The sequence below is a fragment of the Microcoleus sp. T3_A4 genome (assembly GCF_036700465.1).
Taxonomy (GTDB): domain Bacteria; phylum Cyanobacteriota; class Cyanobacteriia; order Cyanobacteriales; family Microcoleaceae; genus Microcoleus.
On sequence record NZ_JAUBOY010000009.1, the window covers coordinates 23,746 to 44,417 of the forward strand.

At 45.6% G+C, this 20,672-nt stretch carries 23 protein-coding genes and 1 pseudogene; 8 read left to right on the forward strand and 16 right to left on the reverse strand.

The window, feature by feature from the left end; genetic code table 11:
- The 3 genes from QUA07_RS07130 to QUA07_RS07140 all read left to right on the forward strand — a co-directional run.
- Positions 1-94: PEP-CTERM sorting domain-containing protein (locus QUA07_RS07130; protein ID WP_333323810.1), on the forward strand; the 94-nt coding region annotated here is incomplete at its 5' end.
- A 1,199-nt stretch (positions 95-1,293) separates the two neighbouring features.
- Positions 1,294-2,130: a cyanoexosortase A gene (gene crtA, locus QUA07_RS07135; RefSeq protein WP_333323685.1), complete on the forward strand. Its 837-nt coding sequence runs from the start codon at positions 1,294-1,296 to the stop codon at positions 2,128-2,130.
- A gap of 169 nt (positions 2,131-2,299) precedes the next feature.
- Positions 2,300-2,797 carry a 2TM domain-containing protein gene (locus tag QUA07_RS07140; RefSeq protein ID WP_333323687.1) on the forward strand — a complete coding sequence of 166 codons (498 nt, stop codon included), beginning with the start codon at positions 2,300-2,302 and terminating at the stop codon, positions 2,795-2,797.
- A gap of 378 nt (positions 2,798-3,175) precedes the next feature.
- On the opposite strand, the gene QUA07_RS07145 is transcribed toward QUA07_RS07140, so the two are convergent.
- The 9 genes from QUA07_RS07145 to QUA07_RS07185 form a co-directional block, all read right to left on the reverse strand.
- Positions 3,176-4,195, reverse strand: a complete 1,020-nt coding sequence (locus QUA07_RS07145; RefSeq protein WP_333323689.1) for a CHAD domain-containing protein — start codon at positions 4,193-4,195, stop codon at positions 3,176-3,178.
- Positions 4,196-4,622: 427 nt separating this feature from the next.
- Positions 4,623-4,961 (reverse strand): cytochrome c6 PetJ, encoded by a 339-nt coding sequence (gene petJ, locus QUA07_RS07150; RefSeq protein WP_333323691.1) that lies wholly within the window; start codon positions 4,959-4,961, stop codon positions 4,623-4,625.
- Positions 4,962-5,086: 125 nt separating this feature from the next.
- The gene (gene psbV2, locus QUA07_RS07155) at positions 5,087-5,584 is read right to left on the reverse strand and encodes a photosystem II cytochrome PsbV2 (RefSeq protein WP_333323693.1); all 498 of its coding nucleotides are present in this window, start codon (positions 5,582-5,584) and stop codon (positions 5,087-5,089) included.
- Positions 5,585-5,738: 154 nt separating this feature from the next.
- Positions 5,739-6,227, reverse strand: coding sequence for a photosystem II cytochrome c-550 (gene psbV, locus QUA07_RS07160; protein WP_333323695.1), 489 nt, complete (start codon positions 6,225-6,227; stop codon positions 5,739-5,741).
- A gap of 145 nt (positions 6,228-6,372) precedes the next feature.
- Entirely contained in the window at positions 6,373-6,564 is a 192-nt protein-coding gene (locus tag QUA07_RS07165; RefSeq protein ID WP_333058460.1) for a translation initiation factor IF-2, read from the reverse strand.
- 384 nt (positions 6,565-6,948) lie between these two features.
- Positions 6,949-7,899 (reverse strand): acetyl-CoA carboxylase, carboxyltransferase subunit beta, encoded by a 951-nt coding sequence (gene accD, locus QUA07_RS07170; RefSeq protein WP_333323697.1) that lies wholly within the window; start codon positions 7,897-7,899, stop codon positions 6,949-6,951.
- Between the two features lie 139 nt (positions 7,900-8,038).
- On the reverse strand, positions 8,039-8,251 hold the full coding sequence (locus QUA07_RS07175) for a hypothetical protein (protein ID WP_333323699.1): 213 nt from the start codon (positions 8,249-8,251) through the stop codon (positions 8,039-8,041).
- 61 nt (positions 8,252-8,312) lie between these two features.
- Entirely contained in the window at positions 8,313-9,143 is an 831-nt protein-coding gene (locus QUA07_RS07180) for a prepilin peptidase (protein ID WP_333323700.1), read from the reverse strand.
- Between the two features lie 272 nt (positions 9,144-9,415).
- Positions 9,416-9,676 carry a hypothetical protein gene (locus QUA07_RS07185; protein WP_333323701.1) on the reverse strand — a complete coding sequence of 87 codons (261 nt, stop codon included), beginning with the start codon at positions 9,674-9,676 and terminating at the stop codon, positions 9,416-9,418.
- An 88-nt stretch (positions 9,677-9,764) separates the two neighbouring features.
- On the opposite strand from QUA07_RS07185, the gene QUA07_RS07190 reads away from it, so the two are divergent.
- Positions 9,765-11,342 carry an adenylate/guanylate cyclase domain-containing protein gene (locus tag QUA07_RS07190; protein ID WP_333323703.1) on the forward strand — a complete coding sequence of 526 codons (1,578 nt, stop codon included), beginning with the start codon at positions 9,765-9,767 and terminating at the stop codon, positions 11,340-11,342.
- A 241-nt stretch (positions 11,343-11,583) separates the two neighbouring features.
- Here QUA07_RS07190 and QUA07_RS07195 read toward each other — a convergent pair whose 3' ends face one another.
- The 4 genes from QUA07_RS07195 to QUA07_RS07210 form a co-directional block, all read right to left on the reverse strand.
- On the reverse strand, positions 11,584-12,093 hold the full coding sequence (locus QUA07_RS07195; protein ID WP_333323706.1) for an N-acetyltransferase: 510 nt from the start codon (positions 12,091-12,093) through the stop codon (positions 11,584-11,586).
- 233 nt (positions 12,094-12,326) lie between these two features.
- On the reverse strand, positions 12,327-13,391 hold the full coding sequence (locus QUA07_RS07200; protein WP_333323708.1) for a tetratricopeptide repeat protein: 1,065 nt from the start codon (positions 13,389-13,391) through the stop codon (positions 12,327-12,329).
- A gap of 184 nt (positions 13,392-13,575) precedes the next feature.
- Positions 13,576-13,842 carry a hypothetical protein gene (locus QUA07_RS07205; RefSeq protein WP_333323710.1) on the reverse strand — a complete coding sequence of 89 codons (267 nt, stop codon included), beginning with the start codon at positions 13,840-13,842 and terminating at the stop codon, positions 13,576-13,578.
- 105 nt (positions 13,843-13,947) lie between these two features.
- Positions 13,948-14,241 carry a hypothetical protein gene (locus QUA07_RS07210; protein WP_333323713.1) on the reverse strand — a complete coding sequence of 98 codons (294 nt, stop codon included), beginning with the start codon at positions 14,239-14,241 and terminating at the stop codon, positions 13,948-13,950.
- Between the two features lie 261 nt (positions 14,242-14,502).
- On the opposite strand from QUA07_RS07210, the gene QUA07_RS07215 reads away from it, so the two are divergent.
- Positions 14,503-15,435 (forward strand): LysR family transcriptional regulator, encoded by a 933-nt coding sequence (locus QUA07_RS07215; RefSeq protein WP_333323715.1) that lies wholly within the window; start codon positions 14,503-14,505, stop codon positions 15,433-15,435.
- A gap of 153 nt (positions 15,436-15,588) precedes the next feature.
- On the opposite strand, the gene QUA07_RS07220 is transcribed toward QUA07_RS07215, so the two are convergent.
- Complete coding sequence (locus tag QUA07_RS07220) at positions 15,589-15,912, reverse strand: hypothetical protein (RefSeq protein ID WP_333323717.1); 324 nt, start codon at positions 15,910-15,912, stop codon at positions 15,589-15,591.
- 85 nt (positions 15,913-15,997) lie between these two features.
- Positions 15,998-16,684, reverse strand: a complete 687-nt coding sequence (ispD, locus tag QUA07_RS07225; RefSeq protein ID WP_333318683.1) for a 2-C-methyl-D-erythritol 4-phosphate cytidylyltransferase — start codon at positions 16,682-16,684, stop codon at positions 15,998-16,000.
- Positions 16,685-16,856: 172 nt separating this feature from the next.
- Here ispD and QUA07_RS07230 point away from each other — a divergent pair, with 172 nt between their 5' ends.
- Positions 16,857-17,819 carry a glycosyltransferase family 9 protein gene (locus tag QUA07_RS07230; protein WP_333323812.1) on the forward strand — a complete coding sequence of 321 codons (963 nt, stop codon included), beginning with the start codon at positions 16,857-16,859 and terminating at the stop codon, positions 17,817-17,819.
- Positions 17,820-17,898: 79 nt separating this feature from the next.
- Here the strand turns inward: QUA07_RS07230 and QUA07_RS07235 are convergent, their stop codons facing one another.
- On the reverse strand, positions 17,899-18,261 hold the full coding sequence (locus QUA07_RS07235) for a TRADD-N-associated membrane domain-containing protein (protein ID WP_333323719.1): 363 nt from the start codon (positions 18,259-18,261) through the stop codon (positions 17,899-17,901).
- 149 nt (positions 18,262-18,410) lie between these two features.
- Here QUA07_RS07235 and QUA07_RS07240 point away from each other — a divergent pair, with 149 nt between their 5' ends.
- Together QUA07_RS07240 and QUA07_RS07245 are read left to right on the forward strand one after the other, a co-directional pair.
- Entirely contained in the window at positions 18,411-19,847 is a 1,437-nt protein-coding gene (locus QUA07_RS07240) for an AAA family ATPase (protein ID WP_333323721.1), read from the forward strand.
- 1 nt (position 19,848) lies between these two features.
- Positions 19,849-20,672 (forward strand): annotated as a pseudogene (locus QUA07_RS07245) (WD40 repeat domain-containing protein); the annotation flags it as partial.

Consider the following 20,672-nt stretch of genomic DNA (forward strand, 5'->3'; position numbering starts at 1 on the left):
TCCTGAACCTTTAACAATGCTTGCTGCTGGAGCCGCTGTTGGGTTTGGTACTATGTTCAAAAAGCAACGCGCTCAGGCTCAAAAAGCTGAATAGGCGATCATTTGAACTGGTTTTCGATTCTGGCTTGATGCCACACTGATTATTTTATGTTCGAGCTAAAAACCTGGTTCCTTGGTGAAACCAGGTTTCTTAGTATCTGATAGCGCGCCACCGTTAAAACCCCGGACTTGGAAGCTGATTTCAAGGGAGCATCTCATATTTGTTGTAAAAACACTTCTTCTGGCTCCTTCCTTCTGACTCTTTCCTCCTAGCTCCTGGCTCGAATTTCTAGCTTGGCTGCTTTCATTGAGATGCTCCCTATCTCAGTCAAATCACCCCTAGACAGCGCATTTAAGAACTACCGTAAAGCTGTTTCTGAAGAATTTCTCTATAGCAATCCTTGCAGAAGTCGTAAATTTTTTACCCCACCCCGAACCCCAGGACTGTTTCGGGGCAACCACGGGGGATTGCCCCTACGGAAAACCAGGCTTTTGTAGGGGCGGTGCGCCTGTGCCCGCCCCCACCCACAGATGATTTCATGGGCATTTCAGGCATCGGGGCTCTTCACGAGGGTTTGCCCCTACAAGAAAATGAAACAGCCCTGCCCCGAAGCAGCTCTGAGGAAGAAATTCACAAATGATTTAGGATTGCTATAAAGATACTGAGATTCTTGAAAAGCAGAGAATCACCATTGAGCATGGCTCGAACTCTAACTCGCTCAGCCGTATTTACTCAAACCTCAGTGTCACACCATGGGCGGCCCTAATTGTGTTTACTCTCAAGAAATCCAAGCCTGATTGAGGCTACTTATTTTTAATTTTTGTTGATTCACTCCCTTTTTAGTATTTGCTTACGGGGGCAAAGTAAGTAAGCGCTAGGCATCCAATCAATTAGTTCGAGTAGCAGTCTTTTCAATAGGTGTCCTAATGCTGAGCTATGCGTTGCATCTGAGTCTCACCATTCATCAAATTTCAGAGTCTTTACTAACCTCATCTCAAAGATTTACGGCGATTAACATCCTCCGAGTCCTTTCCTTATGAGAGGTTTAAGCTACTGAGTTGTCCACCTCCCGTACTATTTTTATGATATGATGTAACAATAGCCTGGACTGTTTTTAGTTCGTAGTCTGAAACCCTCGATTTTCCGTGGGTAATTTGATTGCCGAATTGCCTTGAAACCCTTATTCTACGGTTGACAATCAAAAACTGTCCGCAGTATTGCTCTCCTCAATCAACTAATAACTAATATCTAAAATGTTCAAGAGAAAACTTTTTTGGCTCATCATTATCGCCACAGCTTTAGTAACTCTGAATATGACACTCCTGTGGAAACTGGACGATATTGCTCATTTTTGGATGAGTATAGTTTTTTGGTGCGCTGTGGGTTCCCTACTTTGGGACAACCAGGATATTCTCAAACAGAGTGACATAAAAAGTGACCTATTATCGACAATAGCAGGGACGCTATTAATAGCTTTTATTCTCTTTCAAAGTGCTGTAGTTTCGAGTAAATTCGATCCTTTTTTAAGACTTGCACCTTTTTTGTCTGGTTTAGGTTTGAGCCTAATTGCGGTAGGTTTTCAGAACTTAAAACTATATTGGCGTGAATTGGTAATACTATTTTTTCATGGCACCCCCAGTGTCCTTACGTTACCTTTCGTGGATTTTGTTACCTCACTTACTGCTAAATTTGCTCATTATTCTTTGTGGTATGTCGGTTTTGATGTAACACGCGACGGTAATTATGTTGCTTTGCCAACAGGAAGGGTGTTGGTAAATGGGGGTTGTTCGGGTATAGAGGCAATGAATTACTTATTAGGTTTAGCTGTAATTTGTTTGTTGATGTTTCCTACTAAACAAAATAAGGCTTTGGTAATAGGTGTCGCGGTCATTTTGGGTTTTATTATTAATGTTTTTCGAGTGGCGGGAATGGCTTTGTTAGTTGCATCTAATCGCCTAGACTTGTTTAAATATTGGCATGAGGGTGAAGGTTCTTTAGTCGTGGGAATGATTGCGGTGATTTTGTTTGGGATATTTTATCAGTTTATGTTGAAACGAGATAGCAAACTTAGTCACAGTTCGGGAAATTAATTAGTTGCAATTTGGGGAAATATATCGGTTCTTCGATTTCCCCTCCCATAGTCAGGAGTCTCACTCACTCAAATGTCCGGGTGTTGAAATCCGCCAATGTCACTACCTGTCGTTTAACTGCGTCTATATCTATGATAGAAAGGATGTCAGGAATTATCGGAAACCTGTTATGGCGACAAATGAAAGTCAAATAAATCACATTTACGGTTCAGAGGATGCTCAGGGTATTTTACAGCTTGCGATCGCGCGGCGACAGGATGAAGGGGAATTATCCAGAGTGCAGCTTTTCGAGATTGCAGCGGAATTGGGCATTTCCGAACAGGATATTGTAGCGGCGGAACAGCAATGGTTAGCAACTAGAGGAGAATTTCAAGAAAAGCTGGTTTTTAACTCTTACCGTCGTCGCAAATTGCAGAAAAATGTGACCAAGTACGCAATTATCAATACTTTTCTAGTTTTGTTTAATCTAGCAGGTTCGCACGAGCTTTCTTGGTCACTGTTCATTTTACTCACGTGGGGCTTGGGATTGTCGCTGAATGCTTGGAATGTTTATCAAACTGAAGGGGAAGATTACGAAAAAGCGTTTCAGCGGTGGCGGTTGAAGAAACAAGTGGGAGAGTCTATTGGTACTGTGACGAATAAGTTTATGAAGTGGTTACAGTCGTGATTTGCTATGGTAAAAAACGCGATCGCCCTTTCTTTTACTTCACGCTGCTGAAGTAATTCTGATTTTAACTCGTTATATCAATTCCGGTTACACCGGAATGATTGTTGACTGTTGAGTGTTGACTGTTGACTGTTGACGGGCGGGTCGAAAAACTGAATATTTGAGTGTTAACTGTTGACTCGATTTTATGATTCCGATGCAACCGGAAACGATATTACTGGAAAGAATAATTGTTAAGGTTTTTTCTTTAACCTATCCCCAAGTGCGATCGCCCTTTATTGAGTTATACAATGAAGGACACTGCAAGGCTGTGTCCCTACAAATATCCCTCTTGTAGTCCCTCCCGGCAGTCGATCGCATTCTCTGGGCCAGAAAAACCTAACTTTCCTGGGGCAACTTTCCATTAGCACCATCTTTAACCACAGGATGAATTAAAGCAGATCGCAAACCTTGCCGAATTTCCGAATTCAAATACCTGCGTTGCAAAACCTGCCATTTTTGCCAAGCTGCATAGCGATTTTCGGCCAACACACCAGCCAACTTCGGCAACTCTTTTTTCAGATCGCGATCAACAAAATCTGTCAGAAACTCGCCTAAAACTTCACTGTCTTGAATATCGCCCAAACATTCCTGAATAGCTTTCACATCTTCGACATAAGCTTCGTAAGTCTCGCTGTAAAAATCCCCAAACAGATTCATCAAATAGCGAACCCGCTTCGCTTGCTTCCGCAAATCGTGCAGAATAGTTCCCTCGGCTGCTAACTTCTCTTCGACAGCCTCAGCATTTAAATCATCAACAACTTTAACTTTGCCATCTTCATATTCTGTACCCAACAGCCAAGCCGGATGCAGGAAAAACTCACTGACTTGAGGTAACAGTAAATCTGGCAAAACCTCAGCAATTGGCAAATGTTCGATCGCCTGAAACTTCGGTTTTTCCAGCCAATCCTCGATCGACTGCTTCAGCGATTCGTAGCCTTTGTGCTCTAAAATCGCCCTCACCCCTTTCAAAGCCCGGTGGCGCTGTTTGAGCAAATTCAACAAAGCCTTATCCAAAACTTTCTGTTCGTCAGTGGGCAAATTCGGGTAATAGCGGTTTTGGAGACTTTCGAGCATCACATCCAAATCCCTGAGCGTTCCCAGAATCCGCCCCACCTTACCAATTTTACGTTCAGAAGCCTCTTTTGGCCAATCTAAAACCGGAGCAAAACCAGTCACAGCCGATCGCAAACGTCTCAATCCCACGCGCATTTGATGAAGTTCTTCCGCGTCTTTGTCTTTGATAACTTCAGCCTCGTGCGCTACACTTTTGCGGAAATATTTCTCAATCGCCCCAGATGCAGCGTCTCCGAGAGTTTTAACTTGAGTTTTAACTTTTGCTGATGTTTTTACGTTCATGGCAGGTGTAGATTCCACTTTGCAGATCGACTTTAATCTCGATTTCAAAGGTTTGCTAATAAGGGGTTATATCCTAGCACACATTTTTAATTTAGGAAGCGCCGCCACAATAAATCTTAATATAAAGTGCTTGACAATTTCTACAAAATCAGCATCTAGCAATCTTCAAATCTTCAAATCTTCAAATCTTCAATTCTTCAATTCTTCAATTCTTCAATCCAAAATCCAAAATCTAAAATCTAAAATAAAATGTCCCTCCCTCGCCCTTGAGCTCATAAAAATCGGATTTCTGGCGCGCTTTCCCAAATAGGTTAAGATCGCTGCAAACCGATGTTTATTCGCCAAAGGGTGAGAGAGGGTGCGATCGGGAGGACAAGTTTTAAATTAAATCAAGCCCGCCCAGGCTTCCCGACTTCAAAGAGGCAGTTTAGCCTTTCCAGTCTTTCTCAGCTTGCTCGAGCACGTAGGTTGCTACATCGTCGATTTGTTCGGGCTTCAACTTGGCGCCGAAAGCAGGCATAGCATTTTTGCCCTTAGTTACCTGAGTGGTAATAGCTTCGAGAGAATTCATGCCGTACTTCTCAAGAGCACTCTTTTTCAAGGTTTTCTGGGCCATAACCACGTTGCCGCCACCGATGTGACAAGCAGCACAGTTCGAGCTAAAGATTTTAGCTCCTTTAACCGCATCACCTGCCAAAGCAGGGCGACCAAAGCCGACGGTAAAAATTGCGATCGCTAACAGGGCGATCGATAAGAGTCTTTTCAACGCAGTTCTCCTCTAATGGACACGCAAAGGGTGATTCTTTAGATATTTTACCTGTTAAAACAGGCGCGATCGCGCAGTCGTATCGCCTTCTTCCGAGTAATTTACCACTTTTTGGCAGTGGCAGTTCAACTCTCAAAATTCTCCACGCCCCAGCCCGGAGCTTTCTGAGCAGCCCGGATCACAAAAGCCGCTAAATTTTCAATCTCAGCCTGTGGCATCCAGCTTTCCGGCACTTGGCGGCACCAAAAAGTCTCCTCAGTACCGTCATAAGTCATCGGTTCTCTCAGATACGCCACCAGACTATTGATGTTGTTGCGGGGAGGCGTTGCCCCTTTGAGGTCAGCCAAAGACAGAGATATCGTCGGATCAGGCAAATTAGCCCCTCCGACGTGACAATTCAGGCAATTTTGCTCGAACAATACCTTGCCTGCAGACAAATCCTGAGCCGAAAACAAGCGAGTATGTCCCTCAGAGTCCAACTCCAGAGCCACAGGTTCGCTGGCTTGTAAATACCTATTCACGTAAGAATCGGCAGCAGCCAAAACAGGTTGAGGAGCCAACAGCACGGGCAAAATAATTAACATCCCCAACAGAAAGCAGACAAAAGCACCACGACGCAGCATGAGGGACTACAACCTTTTGCGATAATCAATGAGCCGGAGGTAAATTTTAGATTTCAGATTTTAGAGTGAAAAACGACCAGCCAGCAATTATTCCCGAACTTCAGCCATCTCCCAATCCAAAATCCAAAATCTAAAATTTAAAATCTAAAATCGATTAGCGAGCGCCTTTACCACCAGCCCACTGCTTGGAGACAATTTTCGGCTGCAACAGAATGTGACCGGCAATCGCGTACAAATCCTCATCCGAGAGATTTCTCATCTCAGCGAAAATATCCGCACTCTTCATGCTCGGATGCAGTTCCGAAATTTCCTCAAACCCGTCATAAGTGGTGGGATTTTTCATAAAGTCCACCAGCGACTCAATATTATTCCGGGGCGGGTTGGCCAAAGCCAGAGTTTCCGGGCTCAAATTCACGTTCGGGTCAGTTTTTGTCATGCCCGCAGCGTGACATTGAGCGCAAGCCGAATTGAACAGGCGTTTGCCTTGCTGAACTTGTTTGAGGCTCAGCACCACTGGAGCACCCTTGTCATTCAAAGTCACAGTGCGAAGTTCAGGACTCAGTTCAACAGCCATCGCACTGCTGACAAATAACTGAAAGCTCAAGAATACAGCGGTCAGAGCAATGAAATATCTTTTAAGCATGGTTCTCCTTAAAAAAATCCGGCAAATTATTGAACGCTAAGAGAGTATAGCTGGCAAACAGATTTGTGTTCAAAATTCCCTCTTTCTGCAACAACGGGCGAAAGTTTGTGCAGCCATACCTTTAAAGGTAGAGGAATTTTGCGATCTAATCTGCAAGAAGTTTTGAGTCGCGCCTTTTTTCGAGAGTGGACATAATTGCCTTAACATCCTCCAAAGCCAAACGGGTTTGAGGGTGCTTGTAGGCAATTTCCAACTCATCGCACAAGCGGATCACTTCTTCAACAGGGACGTTGAAGTCCTCTGCTATTTCTGCGATGGACAGGTCTGCAAAACCCATAATTTTTAGGTCGCTGACAGGTCAAAATTGAGTTGACGGCTATTAACTGAAAGCCGGACAATTTTAGAAAGCGCTGTTAGCTTGTTCTGTTAGTTTGTTCTGAGATTTTGTTTGATCTATCGCAAGCTAACTAACCGCTAACTGCGACTAGGCATTTTTGCCCAGCCTAACTTCAGGGCCAATCAACTTCCGATCAATATCATCCCACTGCTGCGTCGTTATTACCAATAGGAGTTGCGCGGGCGGGGCTCAAAACCCGGTGTCTGCGTGAACGTCTCGTTACCAAACTCAATATTGTGGGTAGAAGCCGGGTTTTTCGCAATTCCTCAGCAATTTCCCTCTGTGCCCCGCACTCACCAACAGACAATCATCCGGCGCAGCAGCTTAGGGAGAAAGTTTGAAAGCGTGAGTCTGCGGGGGCAAAGCGTGACTCTCACTGGCTTCGAGGGCGGGGAATTCCGAGTCTGCCAAGAAAGGCTGGGGCTGGTGGAGGCTGATGAGCTGACCGAGAGTTTTCTTTAATTGAGTCCGGGGTACAATCAAGTCTACAAAACCGTGGGCGAAGGAGTATTCGGAAGTTTGATAATTTTCCGGCAGCTTTTCCCGCAGAGTTTGTTCGATTACCCGGCCGCCGGTAAAGGCCACAGTAGCTTTTGGCTCTGCAATTATAATGTCTCCCAGCATGGCAAAACTGGCCGTGACGCCACCGGTGGTCGGGTGGGTCAAAATCGGGATGTAAAGCAGTCTCGCTTCCCGGTGGCGTTCCAGAGCCCCGGAAATTTTAGCCATTTGCATCAAGCTGAGCATTCCTTCTTGCATTCTTGCACCACCGGAAGCGCAGACAATGATCACGGACAAGCGTTCCCGCGTGGCGTGTTCGATGAGGCGAGTTAGCTTTTCTCCGACAACTGAGCCCATGCTGCCGCCGATGAACTGAAATTCCATGACTCCGAGGGCGACGGGCAAATTTTCTAGTTTGCCGATGCCTGTTTCTACGGCGTCTAGGTGGCCTGTTTTTTCTTGAAATTCTCGGAGTCGATCGCTATATTTTTTGCGATCGCGAAATTTCAGGGGATCTGTGGCGTGCAGTCCTTCGTTAATGGGTACCCAGGTATTGGGATCGATCAACTGCTCGATGCGATCGTCACTGTAAACTCTGATATGATGCCCGCATTCCAAGCAAACCATTTGATTTGCTCGCAGGTCTTTGGTATAACTCAGGGCATCGCAAGCTTCGCATTTATTCCAAAGTCCGTCCGCAATTTCTCGTTCCGGCCGTTCTTGGGAGTTCGGTACTGATTTTCGTCGATTTGCAAACCAATCAAATAGAGACATTAAAACTTGGTAATTGTTAACTGTTAACTGTTGACTGTTGACTGTTGACTGTTGACTGTTGTTATTTGTGAGTTGTTAGCTGCTACCAATAACTAATAACTAATAACCCATAACAACTGACAATAAAGAACAGACTTGACTACTGACTATTGTCCTCAATGGGACTGATGAGGAGCGATGCTGTTCGCTGGTGTTCTGGAAGAACTTGCAGGGCTGTAGCACTTCCAGCACCCAAATAAGATGCTATGCCCAAGTCTACAATCCGGGCCGGGATTTCATGAGCTGCTAGGAGCTGCTGCATTAATTCCGCTTCCCAACGAAAGCTAGTGGTTTTAAGTGTAATCCAAGACACGGAACAATTTTACCAATTTTTGAGACAATATTATGTTCGAGCGCGCCTGACTACTTGCAGATCAGAAACTAAAATTCGGGAAAAACAACTGCAAGTAAGTAGATAAGATCGCTTCGCCCCATAGAGCAGTAATTGCTGTACCGAGAGCCAGAAACGGGCCGAAAGGCATGGGTTGACGCCGATCGAGCCAGCCCAGGGCGATCGCCCCGCCACCAGCAAAAGCCCCGGCTATACAGGCGATGAATCCCGCTAGCAGCAAGTATTTCCAGCCCAGCCAAGCTCCCATCAAGGCGGCTAATTTGGTATCTCCAGCCCCCATAGCATTCTGCCCCAGCCCGATCGTCCCGGCGAGTCCGATGGCATCAAACAGCCACAACCCGACAACTGCTCCCGCGATCCCGTCGAGTACCAGATAGTGTATCGAGTCGATCCAACTAAATGTCGGCCACCAACCTTTCGCCACCTGGAAAACCAATCCGAGCACCAAACCCGATCGAGTTAAAGAATTAGGCAAAGTCATTGTATCGCAATCAATCAAAGACAAAGCCAACAACCAGCTAAACAAAGCCCAAAAACCCAGAGTTGGCACTGTTACGCCAAACCGCCAGAAGATGAGCACAAACAGCAAACCCGTAGCTGCTTCCACCAGCGGATAGCGGGCAGAAATCCGACTGCGGCAGTGATTGCAGCGTCCCCGCAGCCACAGCCAACCGAAAACGGGTATATTTTCGTAAGTTCTGAGTTGATTTAAACACTTGGGACAGCGAGAAGGAGGGTTGATCACCGACAAACCCGCAGGCAACCGATAGACTACCACATTTAGAAAACTGCCAATAGCCGATCCGAGAATAAAGACGATCGCCATGACAAGGCAATTAAAGATAATTTCCATTAAGTTGACTGTTCACTGTTGACTGGGGTTATGTATCACTTGTTACTTCTCAATAGTTAGTTGTCAGTTGTTAGAGCCTGTACGGTCAATTACCCATCATAAAAGGTATTAATAGTCAAGAAGGAAAGTTTTCATAAAATCCTGAAAACATGGCTCTTCACTAGAAACCTATTTTAGTGCGAGCGTTCGAGCAGACATAATATTAGTGACTAATTACCAATTCCCAATTCCCAATGCTCAATTACCAATTACCACCAATGACCAATTAGCAATTAATACATTTGAGATTCAATTTCGTCAAAAGTAACAAAACGTTCACCGGGCAATAAAATCGGCTGCGAAGCAAAAATTACCTGGCCTCGATCGCTTCCTTGACTGACAACTACACCCGCCGGACGCTGCATCTGCTCGGAATGCACTTTCAGATACATACCATAGGCAGAGCGAGCAGCTCGGATCAAATCGGGAGCTAGCAAGCTGTGACTTTCGGAAGTTTCTATCGTGGGTTGTGGGTTGGACTGGTATAGAGTCACTGGAAACTTATCATAATGGTATAGGTCGAGTTATTGGTGTTGCCTCTAGATTGATCGAACTTACCCTATTTTTTAAGAATAAACTTAGGTGGAAATTATTAATAGATTAACCTACAATCCTCCCTTGGCTGCGATCGAACTGCGGCTGCGATCGCTCCTTTCGGCTCAACTGTACGCTGCTGCGTGGGTAGATCCTTCCCCGGCAACGCTAATGGGGGTTTTCGAGCACCTGCGAACTCTGCGCTACATTCTCCACGACTACGTACCGAGGCTCGTGTCCGAATCTCCGCCCAATCCGGGCGAGGTGCGCTACCAGTGGCAAACAGGCACCTTGCTGTTCACGGATTTGGCAGGGTTTACCTCGCTGTTGGAAGCGAATGCTACCCAGGGACGCAAGGGAGCTGAAAGCCTGCTGGGCGTGATTAACGACTATTTTGCCTCGATGATTGAAATTGTCAGCAAATCGGGCGGGGATTTGCTGGAGTTTACCGGAGATGCGATGCTGGTGCAGTTTCTGTCAGGAGTTTACCAAGAGGATACAGCCAGGGCGGTGCGGGCGGGTTTGCGGATGCAGCGGGCGATGGCTGAATTTGCCAATATTGAAACGGCGCGGGGTGTTTTGTCTTTGAAGATGCGGGTGGGCATCCACTGCGGTCGCTATATTAGTGCTGACATCGGTACCCCGCTGCGGATGGCTCACGTACTGCTGGGGCATTCAGTCCAGCAAGCCAAGCAAGCTGAGGGTTCTGGAACTGTGGGGCGGGTGTGTGTGACGGAAACTGCTAGAGAGTCTTTGGGAGAGCAATTTCGTTTTGAACCCGGGAAACCGGGTTATTTTTTGGTGGCGGACGATTTCACGGACGATCGACTCGGAGAGTATGATATCACTTTGACTGGGCGGCGGATGCCGAGTTCGGTATTGCTCGATCGCAGCGTTGCGGGCTTGGTAAAAGAAATCGGGGAAGCTGTGAATCGGCTTGAACCCCTTGCTAGTTATATTCCCAAAACTATCCTGAGACTGCTGGTGGAAAATGCAGACAGGCGCAAAATACCGCCGGATTTTCCTGAACCGACGGTGATGTTTGTCAACTTGATTGGTTTACCGGAGTCTGTGGACAAAGCTTCGCTGGAGGAAGAAGTCAATCTGATAGTGGCTTTTTCTCGGGTGTTTGCGTCGATTGATGCTGTAGTCTCAGCTAAAGGGGGCGTGTTGCAAAAAGTAACGGCGCACTTAGACGGTTCGGATATGCTGATTTATTTTGGCGTGCCCGACGCTCACACGGATGACGCCAGCCGCGCGGCTAGTGCGGCGATTGCGATCCGAGATCTGATTGTAGGTTGGCCTCTGGTAATTATCGCGGGTGAAGAAGTAAAAGTAAGCTGTCAAATTGGGCTGTCGCGGGGACCCGTGTTTGCTGCTGAGGTTGGGGAACCGCGAGGGCGCAGGGAGTTTAATATCCTCGGCGATACGGTGAATACGGCGGCTCGGTTGATGAGCAAGGCGGGGGAAAACCAAATTTTGATTGGTGAAAGGGTGTTTGAGTCGATCGAGCTAAACTTTATTTGCGAGGCTTTGGGATCTCTTGCTCTGAAGGGGAAATCTGCTCTGACTCCGGTTTTTGCTTTGCAATGTGCAAAAGGGGAGAAGGGAAAAGGGGGCGTTTAAATAACTTTGCGGGGTAATAGTTGTACAAGTTTTATGGTTCACAAAGCCAAATACAGCACAACCATTTTCCACTGTGAATACTAAATGTTATTTTTATAATTTTTTACGAGAGATCACGATAAAAACCGCCACTGCGTCAGATCAGTTCCGGTTGCATCGGAATGATTTAACCGCAGAGAACGCAGAGAACGCAGAGAACGCAGAGAGAGATGAATAATTCCGATGAAGGACGGAATTAATATCACTCGCATAGACTAAACTCCGATCGATACTTCACCGTGCCGCTGCAATCCTGCAAAGCTCCACTTTCTAACTCCAACACCATAAACGCTTCATCGGGCACATCATATTCACATTTTAAGCTCTTTCTACTAGCAGGAATAAACCCAAAACGCGGATAAAAATCTGGATGACCAAGCACAACTACTGCCTGAAATCCCGATCGCCCGCACTCTTTTAAACCGTGCTGGATCAGCAGCGTTCCTATACCTTGCCGCTGATAGTTGGGTAGAACTGCGACTGGCGCCAACCCTAGAATCGACAAATTCCTGGAACATTTTCCTTCCACGACAACCGGACTGAAGAAAATGTGTCCGACAATGCGATCGGATTGTACCGCAACGAAGGAAAATGTAGATGCAATTACCCGCAATTTATCGACTAAGTTAGCCTCATTTTTTCGCCCGAATGCCGCAATATTAATGTTGCCAACAGCTTCTACATCTTCTGGCTTTTCGGTACGGATATCCATAGCTTAGATTAAGTGTTGTGCAGCCGCTCTGGCAGACGAATTACTACAGAAAATGTTTCTATCTTGCGATCGCGATTTTAATCAAATTATAGCGCCCCTGAAGCCTTTTTCCTCTTTTTTAGTTATATGTTTTTGGCAAGCAATTATACAACGACTTGCAGATGAATGTCAAATCATCGCCAAAGTTGATCGCTTCCAATCTTCACGCCCGATGCGGAACCGCTTAACTCTCCTTATTGCGGTACAAGCTGACTGGAAGACAATCGCTTAATGCCCTCCATCGCTGTAGTTTCTCCGGCTTTGTCACCGCCCTCACGAGCAATTTTTAAAGCTTCCTCGTAGGATTCGAGAGCTTGAGCATTTTGACCGAGACTTTCATGAATTGCGCCCATATTGTTGAGCAAGCGTCCGATACTTGTCTTGTCACCGATTGCTTCTAACATCGGTATTGCTTGCTGAAAATATATCAGCGCTTGAGTATCTTTGCCGAGTTTGCGGGAGGTAAGTGCCATGTTGTTGAGGAGGCGGCCGACGCCAGCCCGGTCTCCGATTTCCCGGCGAATTGCTAAAGCCTGGTGGTAAAATTCCATCGCTCTATTAAAGTCGCCGATGTTGTAGTAGACGCCGCCCATATTATTGAGGGTACGGCCTAAATCGCGTTTATCGCCCGATGCCGTGCGAATCGTCCGCGCTTGCTGATAAAATTCGATCGCCTTGGCGTAATCTACCTGTTCTGCGTACACGGCCGCGATGTTGTGGAGGGATTCTCCAATTTCAATTTGGTCGTCGGTAGTTTTGGCAAGTTCCAAAGCTTCTTGGTGCAGTTTCATCGCTTCGGAAAAATTGTCCCCAATCCGGTTGACGAAACCGATGAGATTGAGAGTGCGCGCGATACGACGCCCTCCGCTGATTTCTCGGTGAATGACTAAAGCTTGCTGCAGAACTTCCAAAGCTTTGGGCCTCAAACCCATTTCGCCATAAACTTCCCCCATATTGTTGAGGGTTTCTCCGATTCCTGCTTGGTCGCCGAGTTGCTTGCGAATTGCCAAAACTTGCTCAAAAGTCTCGATTGCTTCTCGAAACAAACCCTCCCGGTGCTGTTTTACTCCTGTTTCAAAGAGTTCGTCTGCTTGCGTTTTGGGGTCAGTTGCCTGAGCGTGATCGATCGCTTGGGCGCGCCTCGCATTTATAATTGGGGCATAAGCGCGGGCGTCTGAAATTGCCAGCAAGCTGAGTGCGGGCGATAACACAATACTTATAGCTGCGAGATAGCTGAAGTGATAAGAGCGGCAGTGCACCGATCGAGTCCTCCAATAGCTAAGTGATAACTATTAAGATAGAGCTTTTTGGGGTGTTCCTGCCGAATTTTTTCTCAATCCCTAGGTTCCGATACCAGTTTCAAAAAAGAAGGCAACTGTAGACCCGTGCTTCAAGCCCATACATCATCAGTCGTTCCCAATTCTTCAATCCAAAATCTAAAATCTAAAATCGCATGACTGGGTTTTTGTCTTGCCAGACGGCCATAATCAGCGGCATATTGTTGAGAGCGGATATGACAGCAAAGTTTTTGCTGGGTGGAAGCGATACTTTTTCAGAACTTTGCAAGATGATGTCCTGTTGGTCAACCGTGATCCAAGCAATTCCTGACAAAACTTGAATTTCTCGATGAGTTTGAGGCAATCGGTATACCTCGTTTTCCATCAGAATAATGCGATCTGGCGCTGCACATTCGGAAGATATTTGAAGCATAGCATCTCCTACTTGGTAATTGGTAATTGCTAATTGGTAATTGCTAATTGGTAATTGCTAATCGAGGGCTGTATTTCACTTCATTTCCACGCAACCCACACACTACTATTGGCAATAACGCCGATCGATCCAAGCGCGCATTTCATCATCCGTTGCCACACAGGTAGAGCGACCTGTAGCCCGATCGCAACCGTGCCACCAAGTGTTACCATAGCGATCGCACGTCTGCCAAATTCTCAGTTCGTCCTCACTAGAAATGAGGTACAGCAAAAACTGCCCAATTTTTTTGATAGCTGAAAAGAGAGATAGCCCTTTATATTTTTCGGATGGTTTAGCTCGATCGGCTATCAAAAAAAACATCATTATTCGGGGGTTTATGCGACTGTTGTAAGTAGACATAGCCAACACCTTAAAGTGATAACTCCTACAAAAAATGCACCAATAAAATTATAAAAAATAGCTGTTAACGGCAATAATTTGATTGCAATTACAGCACAATATTGTTGTCGTGCAAGCCCTGTAAAAGTCTATCTGTTACCTGATAAATTAACCTTAACTCTGCGGCAATTGACAATCAAAGCATTGCTTGCATAGGTTGTATGAATAAAATCGATATATCGAAGGCCTTGTGACAATTTGGATACTACTGGCACAAACGCTATGAACGAAATCAATACGCGGCGGATGAAACTCTCTCAAATTCAGGCTTTGATAGCTGTAGCAGACTGTGAAAACTTTAGCGAGGCCGCTTTGCAATTGGAACTGTCCCAATCCGCCGTCAGCCACGCCATCGCCTCTTTAGAAACAGAATTGGGAGTGCAATTGTTCCACCGGGGGCGACACGGTGCTCAACTGACGCCAGTGGGGCAAAGGGTAGTGAGTCACGGGCGTCAAATAGCCTGCGCCTTAGAAATGATGGTCAAAGAAGCGGATTTAGAAAAAGGTTTGCAGGGAGGCCAGGTACGGATAGTTACTTTTCGGAGTGTCGCAACTCATATCCTACCGGGTATTATTGCTAAATTTCGCAGTTGCTTTCCCAAAATTACGGTTAGCATTACCGAAGTTTATTATACCCAAGCTGTGGAAGAGGCTTTGCGATCGGGCAAAGCAGACATCGGCTTTGTCTCTCTTCCCATCTCCGATGAATTTGAAACTAGGGAAATTTTGCGGGACAAATATCTGGTTTTGCTGCCGCCGAAGGCGCAATGTAAAAGTGCTAAGATTACCTGGGAAGAATTAGCGGCTTATCCGCTGATTTTGCAGCCGATAGAAAATGCTTGTTCGATACCGCTTCGCAAGTATTTGACAACTGCAGAATTTCCCATAAATATCGGTTACGAACTCAGCGAAGATTCAACGATTGTCAGTATGGTGATGCAAGGTTTGGGTGCAGCTATTCTGCCCCGTTTGGCCGCGGAACCGATACCGTCTTCGGTGAAAGTTTGCAGTTTACCGTCGGATTTTGAGAGGGTAATCGGGGTGGCTGTTTTGCGGGATGGGCTGTTAATTCCGGCCGTGTTTGCGTTTTTGGATTTAGTTAAAAGTGCCCCAGAGGTTGATAGTGAGGGTGAGTTTCCGATTAATCCTTCATGAGAAACCTCAGTCAGTTGTTATTGGTTATTGGTTAGATGGGGATTTTGTTACCGCGATATCAGCGGATGGACACAGATGAACGCGGATGGGATTTTATCTGCGTTCATCTGCGGTTTAAAAACAATGGTCTAAAATAGTGTGATCGCTGATTTCCTATTTCATGCGTTTTGCAACAAGACTAGAACTATCGCCTTGGTGGAATTTGATTCGACCGTCTATGGAGTTTTTATCCTTTAATTTGAGCCAACCGCTACCAAATGCAGGATCGTTCTCATCATTACCGTCCCATGTAAACTCAAATCGTTGATCCTTTCCATCTTTTACGACTTCGCCGTCAATTTCACCTGATACTAAACCGAATTGAAATTCTCCTGAACCTGTTTGATCGATCTCGATATACGCTTCAACTTCCATGTCTAAGTAATCACTATCCCACATTGCCATCTCTGTGATCCGCCATGTACCGCTATATTGCATTCCTTTCATCCTCCACTTGTATTACAGATTTTCTCCTAATGACGACAACATAGCCGAGTCGCATTCCCCATTACCCAATTCAAAATTATTCCCCGTATCTTTGCCGCAAAATAAATTCAGCTAGTGCTAAATCTACGGGTGTTGTGACTTTCAAATTCGTCTCTTCCCCCTCCACAATTTGCACTGGTAAACCGCATTTTTCAAACAAAGCTGCATCGTCGGTAACTTCCCAACCTTTTTGTCGCCCTTCTTCGTGACACTGCTTTAACAATTTCACTTCAAATCCTTGGGGAGTCTGGGCTGCCCACAAATTGCTTCTGTCTGGGGTGTCTCGCACGATCCGACGCTCATCTACGACCTTAATCGTATCCTTGACCGGGATGGCGACAATCAAGCCTGGACAGGTCAAGAGGGCCTCGGCAGATCGATCGAACAATTCAGCAGTTGCCAAACACCTCGCGCCGTCGTGAATCAACACTCGATCGGCATTGGGGGGCAAAGCCTGCAAACCGTTGTAAACTGACTCTTGCCTGGTAGCGCCACCTTGAATCAGTTCCACGGGCTTAACCAAAGATAAATCGCTCAGAATTGCTTTAAAATCAGGAAAATCGTCTGGCTGGCCCATGATGCCAATCCAGCTAATGTGCTGCGAAGCTTCAGCCGCAGCCAAAGTCCAACTCAGCAAAGGTTTAGAGAGCAAAGTCAGCAGCAGTTTGTTCCGCTGACTCCCCATCCGTCGCCCCGAACCTGCTGCAGGAATTAATAAGTGCATTTACTAACCGTTTTTAACCCAACTAGATATATATAATAAGAGCGTCCTGTACTTTTGAGTCAGTTGTTTAGCTGTCAGCCAGTAGCTTTTAAGGTCTAGAAATACTATAAGCTGATAGTTGAGAGCCGATCTCTGAGAGCTACCTCGATCAATAATAGCCCGATCGTTTATGATGCGAATACTAGCACTTGTCCCTGGCGGGATTGGCGACCAAATTTTATTTTTCCCCACTCTTGATGACCTCAAGCAGTCTTATCCCGACGCGCAAATTGATGTCATTGTCGAACCGAGGGCAAAAAGTGCTTACCGAGTCTGCAAGTCTGTTAAAGAAGTCTTAACTTACAACTTCAAAGACCGCAACGCGATGGCGGATTGGGGCAATTTACTGGGCGTAATTCGCGATCGCGAATACGAAGCAGTTATTTCCCTCGGCCAGCGGTGGACTGTAGGGCTGCTGCTGTGGCTGACTGGCATTCCGCAGAGAGTTGGCTATTCGGGAACCAACGGTGCTCGATTTCTCACGGCTGCCGTACCGCTAAAAACTGAACAGTACGCGGCTTCAATGTACCACGATTTGCTGCAAGGATTCAACATTACAAATCCTTGTCCGCCACTGGCAATTAATGTACCGAAACAGGACATTCAGTGGGCGGAAGCCGAACAGCAGCGGTTGGGCGTAAAAGAAAGCGGCTACATTTTGATTCACGGCGGTTCGAGTCAATTAGCTGTGTCTAAAGGTATTGACAAAATTTACCCTACAGACAACTGGAAGCAAATAATTGAAGACTGTCAGCAGCGGCAGCCGAATTTGCCTGTTGTTGTTGTGAAAGGCCCAGAAGATGCAGAGTTCGTGACAAAGTTAGTCGAGTTATGTCCGAATGTAAAAGTTATCTCGCCGGATGATGTCGGCAAGTTGGCTGCCACCATTGCTGCTGCTAATTTGATGATATGTACTGACAGTGCGCCGATGCACTTAGCTGTGGCGGTTCAAACTTATACAATAGCTTTGTTTGGCCCGACTGAACCGGCGAAATTGTTGCCAAAGAGCGATCGATTTTTGGGCATTAAATCTCCTACTGGCAAAATGGCGGACATCTCTCCTCAAGAGGTTTTAAAGAAGGTTTGGGGCGGCTAAGAAGAAAAGTTCGTAGTAAGGACTTTTAGCTGGTTCCCAGGCTCTCCCTGGGAACCCATATCTAGAGGCTCTGCCTCGCTTATCGGGGCTTCACAGGAGGCGCAGCCTGGGGACGAGGAATCATTTTCCGTAATTCCTCTTTCGCTCTTCGTTTTTCAACAAGCTCCATCATCTGCTGTAATTCCTTCTTCTTTTGGTTTGCAAAGCGAGTGGCGGCAACAGTTGTTACTCCTCCTGCTGCTGTAGTGATAGCACCTTCCCGAACTTGATTAACATAAACAAGTCCCACACCGGCGAAAGCAAGAATTGCCGATGTACCGATGACGGTAAGGGCGACATTGTGGCTTTGGCGAACTTGTCGCAGCCATTCTTCCAGTATTTCTTCTGCAATGTCGCTATAATCTTGATCAGGTTGCGAGTTGCCGAATAAGTTAAAATTCATTTGACTGACCTCTGTTGTTTATCAATAATTGCTTTTGTGTTCTGATAAAATCCTTGCATGGCTTTAATTGAGTGAAGTTGACCAGAGGTATAAACTTAGGTCTATTAGAGGTCGGTCTAATCAAAGTATAGTCAAGGTATAATTAAACTATGGATTGGCAAGAATTTCTTAAAGGCGAATCTGGGACACATGAGTTATCTCCAGAACAAACAGAAACATTATTATCAGCACTCTTATCTCCTGAAAAAGCACCGCTAAATCAGGCACAGCTTGAAGTGAAATTAAACACATCAGATGATAATGTAAAAAAACGATTGGGAGAGATTTACAAGAAATTTTCAAAGAGTTTTCCTGAACTTGCTAGCCAACAAGGTGCAGGTAAGTTGAGGACTCTGCATACTAAATTAAAACAAAAGTATTATCAACCATCACAACCAGTAGCTGCTACCCAAGCTTCTAACTCATCTCCGTACCCAGAAGAATTTAGATCGTTAATAGAAGAAAAAATTAAAACCTTTTGCGGTCGCCGATTTGTTTTTGAGACTTTTCAGCAATTTATTACCGAAAATCCTTGCGGTTATTTTACAATTATCGGGGATGCGGGAATGGGCAAAAGTTCGATCGTTGCCAAATACGTCTCCGAACATAAATCTCCCTGCTATTTCAATATTCTCGTCGAACGCCGCAACAGACCAGAATTGTTTTTGAAGAGCATTCGCCAGCAATTAATTGACCGCTATCAATTGCGAAATTCAGAAGAGGCCGATTTACCAACTTTACTGACAAAGGTGGCGCGAAAACTCCCTGCTGGCGAGCGTTTGGTAATAGCAGTTGATGCACTGGATGAAGTCGAACAAGAACCGGGGGGAAATCTTTTACATGTACCGAAAAATCTGCCCAATAACGTATATTTTCTGCTGACTAGACGGCCCTATAGCCTCGATAAAAAGCGACTGTTAGTAGAGGTTCCGCAAAAAGAGTTAGATTTAAGAGGCAAAAAGTATGTTAATAATAATCAAGATGATATCAAAGAATATATTGAATTTGTGATAAATACCGACTCTGAGTATAAAAATGGGCTGACAAACTGGATTCAAAGCCGCAGCATTCCCCATACAATTTTTGTCGATCAAGTGGCAAACAAAAGCGAAAACAATTTTATGTATTTGCGGTATGTTTTGCCAGCAATTGCTAAGGGCGATTACAATGACTTCAGTTTAACGCAATTGCCCGACGGGCTGCGACAGTATTATCAAAACCATTGGGTGCGGATGGGGATGGACGCTAAGCCTGGGCAATTGATGGAGATTGTCTTGTATATTTTACTAGAGATTGGCACGCCGATTCCCTGCGAGATGATTGCTGGAATTGCCGAGGAGGATGAATGCGATGTAAAAAAGGTTTTAGAAGATGAATGGGTTGAGTATTTGAAAAAGCAGAATGTAGAAGGAGAAATCTGCTATACCATCTATCATGCTAGTTTCCTTGACTTTCTGAAAGCCAAACGGGAGATGGATGCAAAGCGGAAAATTTTTAAGGAAGTAAATCAACGGATTACTGAGTATTTAGAAAAGAGGATGGCGTGAGATGGGAGAATTTGCTGAGAAGTTAGAGGCCAAACCACTTTTCTTTCAACGTGCTTATCTGGGCAGCTTACTGCCAAATTATGTCAAGTCTGGAAATTTAGGAAAATATTATCAAACGCTGACAGATTTTAACTTCTTGATGGCAAAAATTCAGCATCCTGATTTTGGACTGCAGGCACTGATTGATGATTTCAATTTGGTTGACGATTCAGAAGCATTAAGTCACCCAGAGTACAACTCAAAAAAAGTTGAAGCCCTGAACTTGATTCAAGCGGCACTGTGGAAGTCAGTGGATATTTTGACTCTAGATAAGACGCAACTCGCACAGCAATTGTTAGGGCGCTTGCTGCACTTTAACATTCCCGCAATTCAGGGAATGGCAGAGGTAGCTAAGCAGTGGAAAGCAGCACCTTGGTTGCGTCCTTTGACATCTTGTTTAACTCCCCCTGGCCGGGGACTGCTGCGCACTCTCAATGGTCACAGCAGTTCGGTAAATGCAGTAGCCGTCACTGCTGATGGCAAGCGGGCGATTTCTGGTTCCTATGATAACACCCTCAAAGTCTGGGATTTAACCACTGGAAAGGAACAGTTTACTCTCAAAGGTCACACCCGTTCGGTATATGCAGTAGCGGTCACTGCTGATGGCAAGCGGGCAATTTCTGGTTCGTGGGACAACACCCTCAAAGTCTGGGATTTAACAACTCGAAAGGAACAGTTTACTCTCAATGGTCACACCAATTTGGTATATGCGGTAGCCGTCACTGCTGATGGCAAGCGGGCGATTTCTGGTTCAGATGATAACACCCTCAAAGTCTGGGATTTAAC

Excerpts from the sequence above, each read along its gene's own strand:
- crtA (WP_333323685.1), top strand. The coding sequence starts at position 1,294 with ATGTTCAAGAGAAAACTTTTTTGGCTCATCATTATCGCCACAGCTTTA.
- QUA07_RS07140 (WP_333323687.1), top strand. The coding sequence starts at position 2,300 with ATGGCGACAAATGAAAGTCAAATAAATCACATTTACGGTTCAGAGGAT.
- QUA07_RS07145 (WP_333323689.1), bottom strand. The coding sequence starts at position 4,195 with ATGAACGTAAAAACATCAGCAAAAGTTAAAACTCAAGTTAAAACTCTC.
- psbV2 (WP_333323693.1), bottom strand. The coding sequence starts at position 5,584 with ATGCTGCGTCGTGGTGCTTTTGTCTGCTTTCTGTTGGGGATGTTAATT.
- psbV (WP_333323695.1), bottom strand. The coding sequence starts at position 6,227 with ATGCTTAAAAGATATTTCATTGCTCTGACCGCTGTATTCTTGAGCTTT.
- QUA07_RS07165 (WP_333058460.1), bottom strand. The coding sequence starts at position 6,564 with ATGGGTTTTGCAGACCTGTCCATCGCAGAAATAGCAGAGGACTTCAAC.
- accD (WP_333323697.1), bottom strand. The coding sequence starts at position 7,899 with ATGTCTCTATTTGATTGGTTTGCAAATCGACGAAAATCAGTACCGAAC.
- QUA07_RS07180 (WP_333323700.1), bottom strand. The coding sequence starts at position 9,143 with ATGGAAATTATCTTTAATTGCCTTGTCATGGCGATCGTCTTTATTCTC.
- QUA07_RS07195 (WP_333323706.1), bottom strand. The coding sequence starts at position 12,093 with ATGGATATCCGTACCGAAAAGCCAGAAGATGTAGAAGCTGTTGGCAAC.
- QUA07_RS07205 (WP_333323710.1), bottom strand. The coding sequence starts at position 13,842 with ATGCTTCAAATATCTTCCGAATGTGCAGCGCCAGATCGCATTATTCTG.
- QUA07_RS07210 (WP_333323713.1), bottom strand. The coding sequence starts at position 14,241 with ATGTCTACTTACAACAGTCGCATAAACCCCCGAATAATGATGTTTTTT.
- QUA07_RS07215 (WP_333323715.1), top strand. The coding sequence starts at position 14,503 with ATGAACGAAATCAATACGCGGCGGATGAAACTCTCTCAAATTCAGGCT.
- QUA07_RS07220 (WP_333323717.1), bottom strand. The coding sequence starts at position 15,912 with ATGCAATATAGCGGTACATGGCGGATCACAGAGATGGCAATGTGGGAT.
- ispD (WP_333318683.1), bottom strand. The coding sequence starts at position 16,684 with ATGCACTTATTAATTCCTGCAGCAGGTTCGGGGCGACGGATGGGGAGT.
- QUA07_RS07230 (WP_333323812.1), top strand. The coding sequence starts at position 16,857 with ATGCGAATACTAGCACTTGTCCCTGGCGGGATTGGCGACCAAATTTTA.
- QUA07_RS07235 (WP_333323719.1), bottom strand. The coding sequence starts at position 18,261 with ATGAATTTTAACTTATTCGGCAACTCGCAACCTGATCAAGATTATAGC.
- QUA07_RS07240 (WP_333323721.1), top strand. The coding sequence starts at position 18,411 with ATGGATTGGCAAGAATTTCTTAAAGGCGAATCTGGGACACATGAGTTA.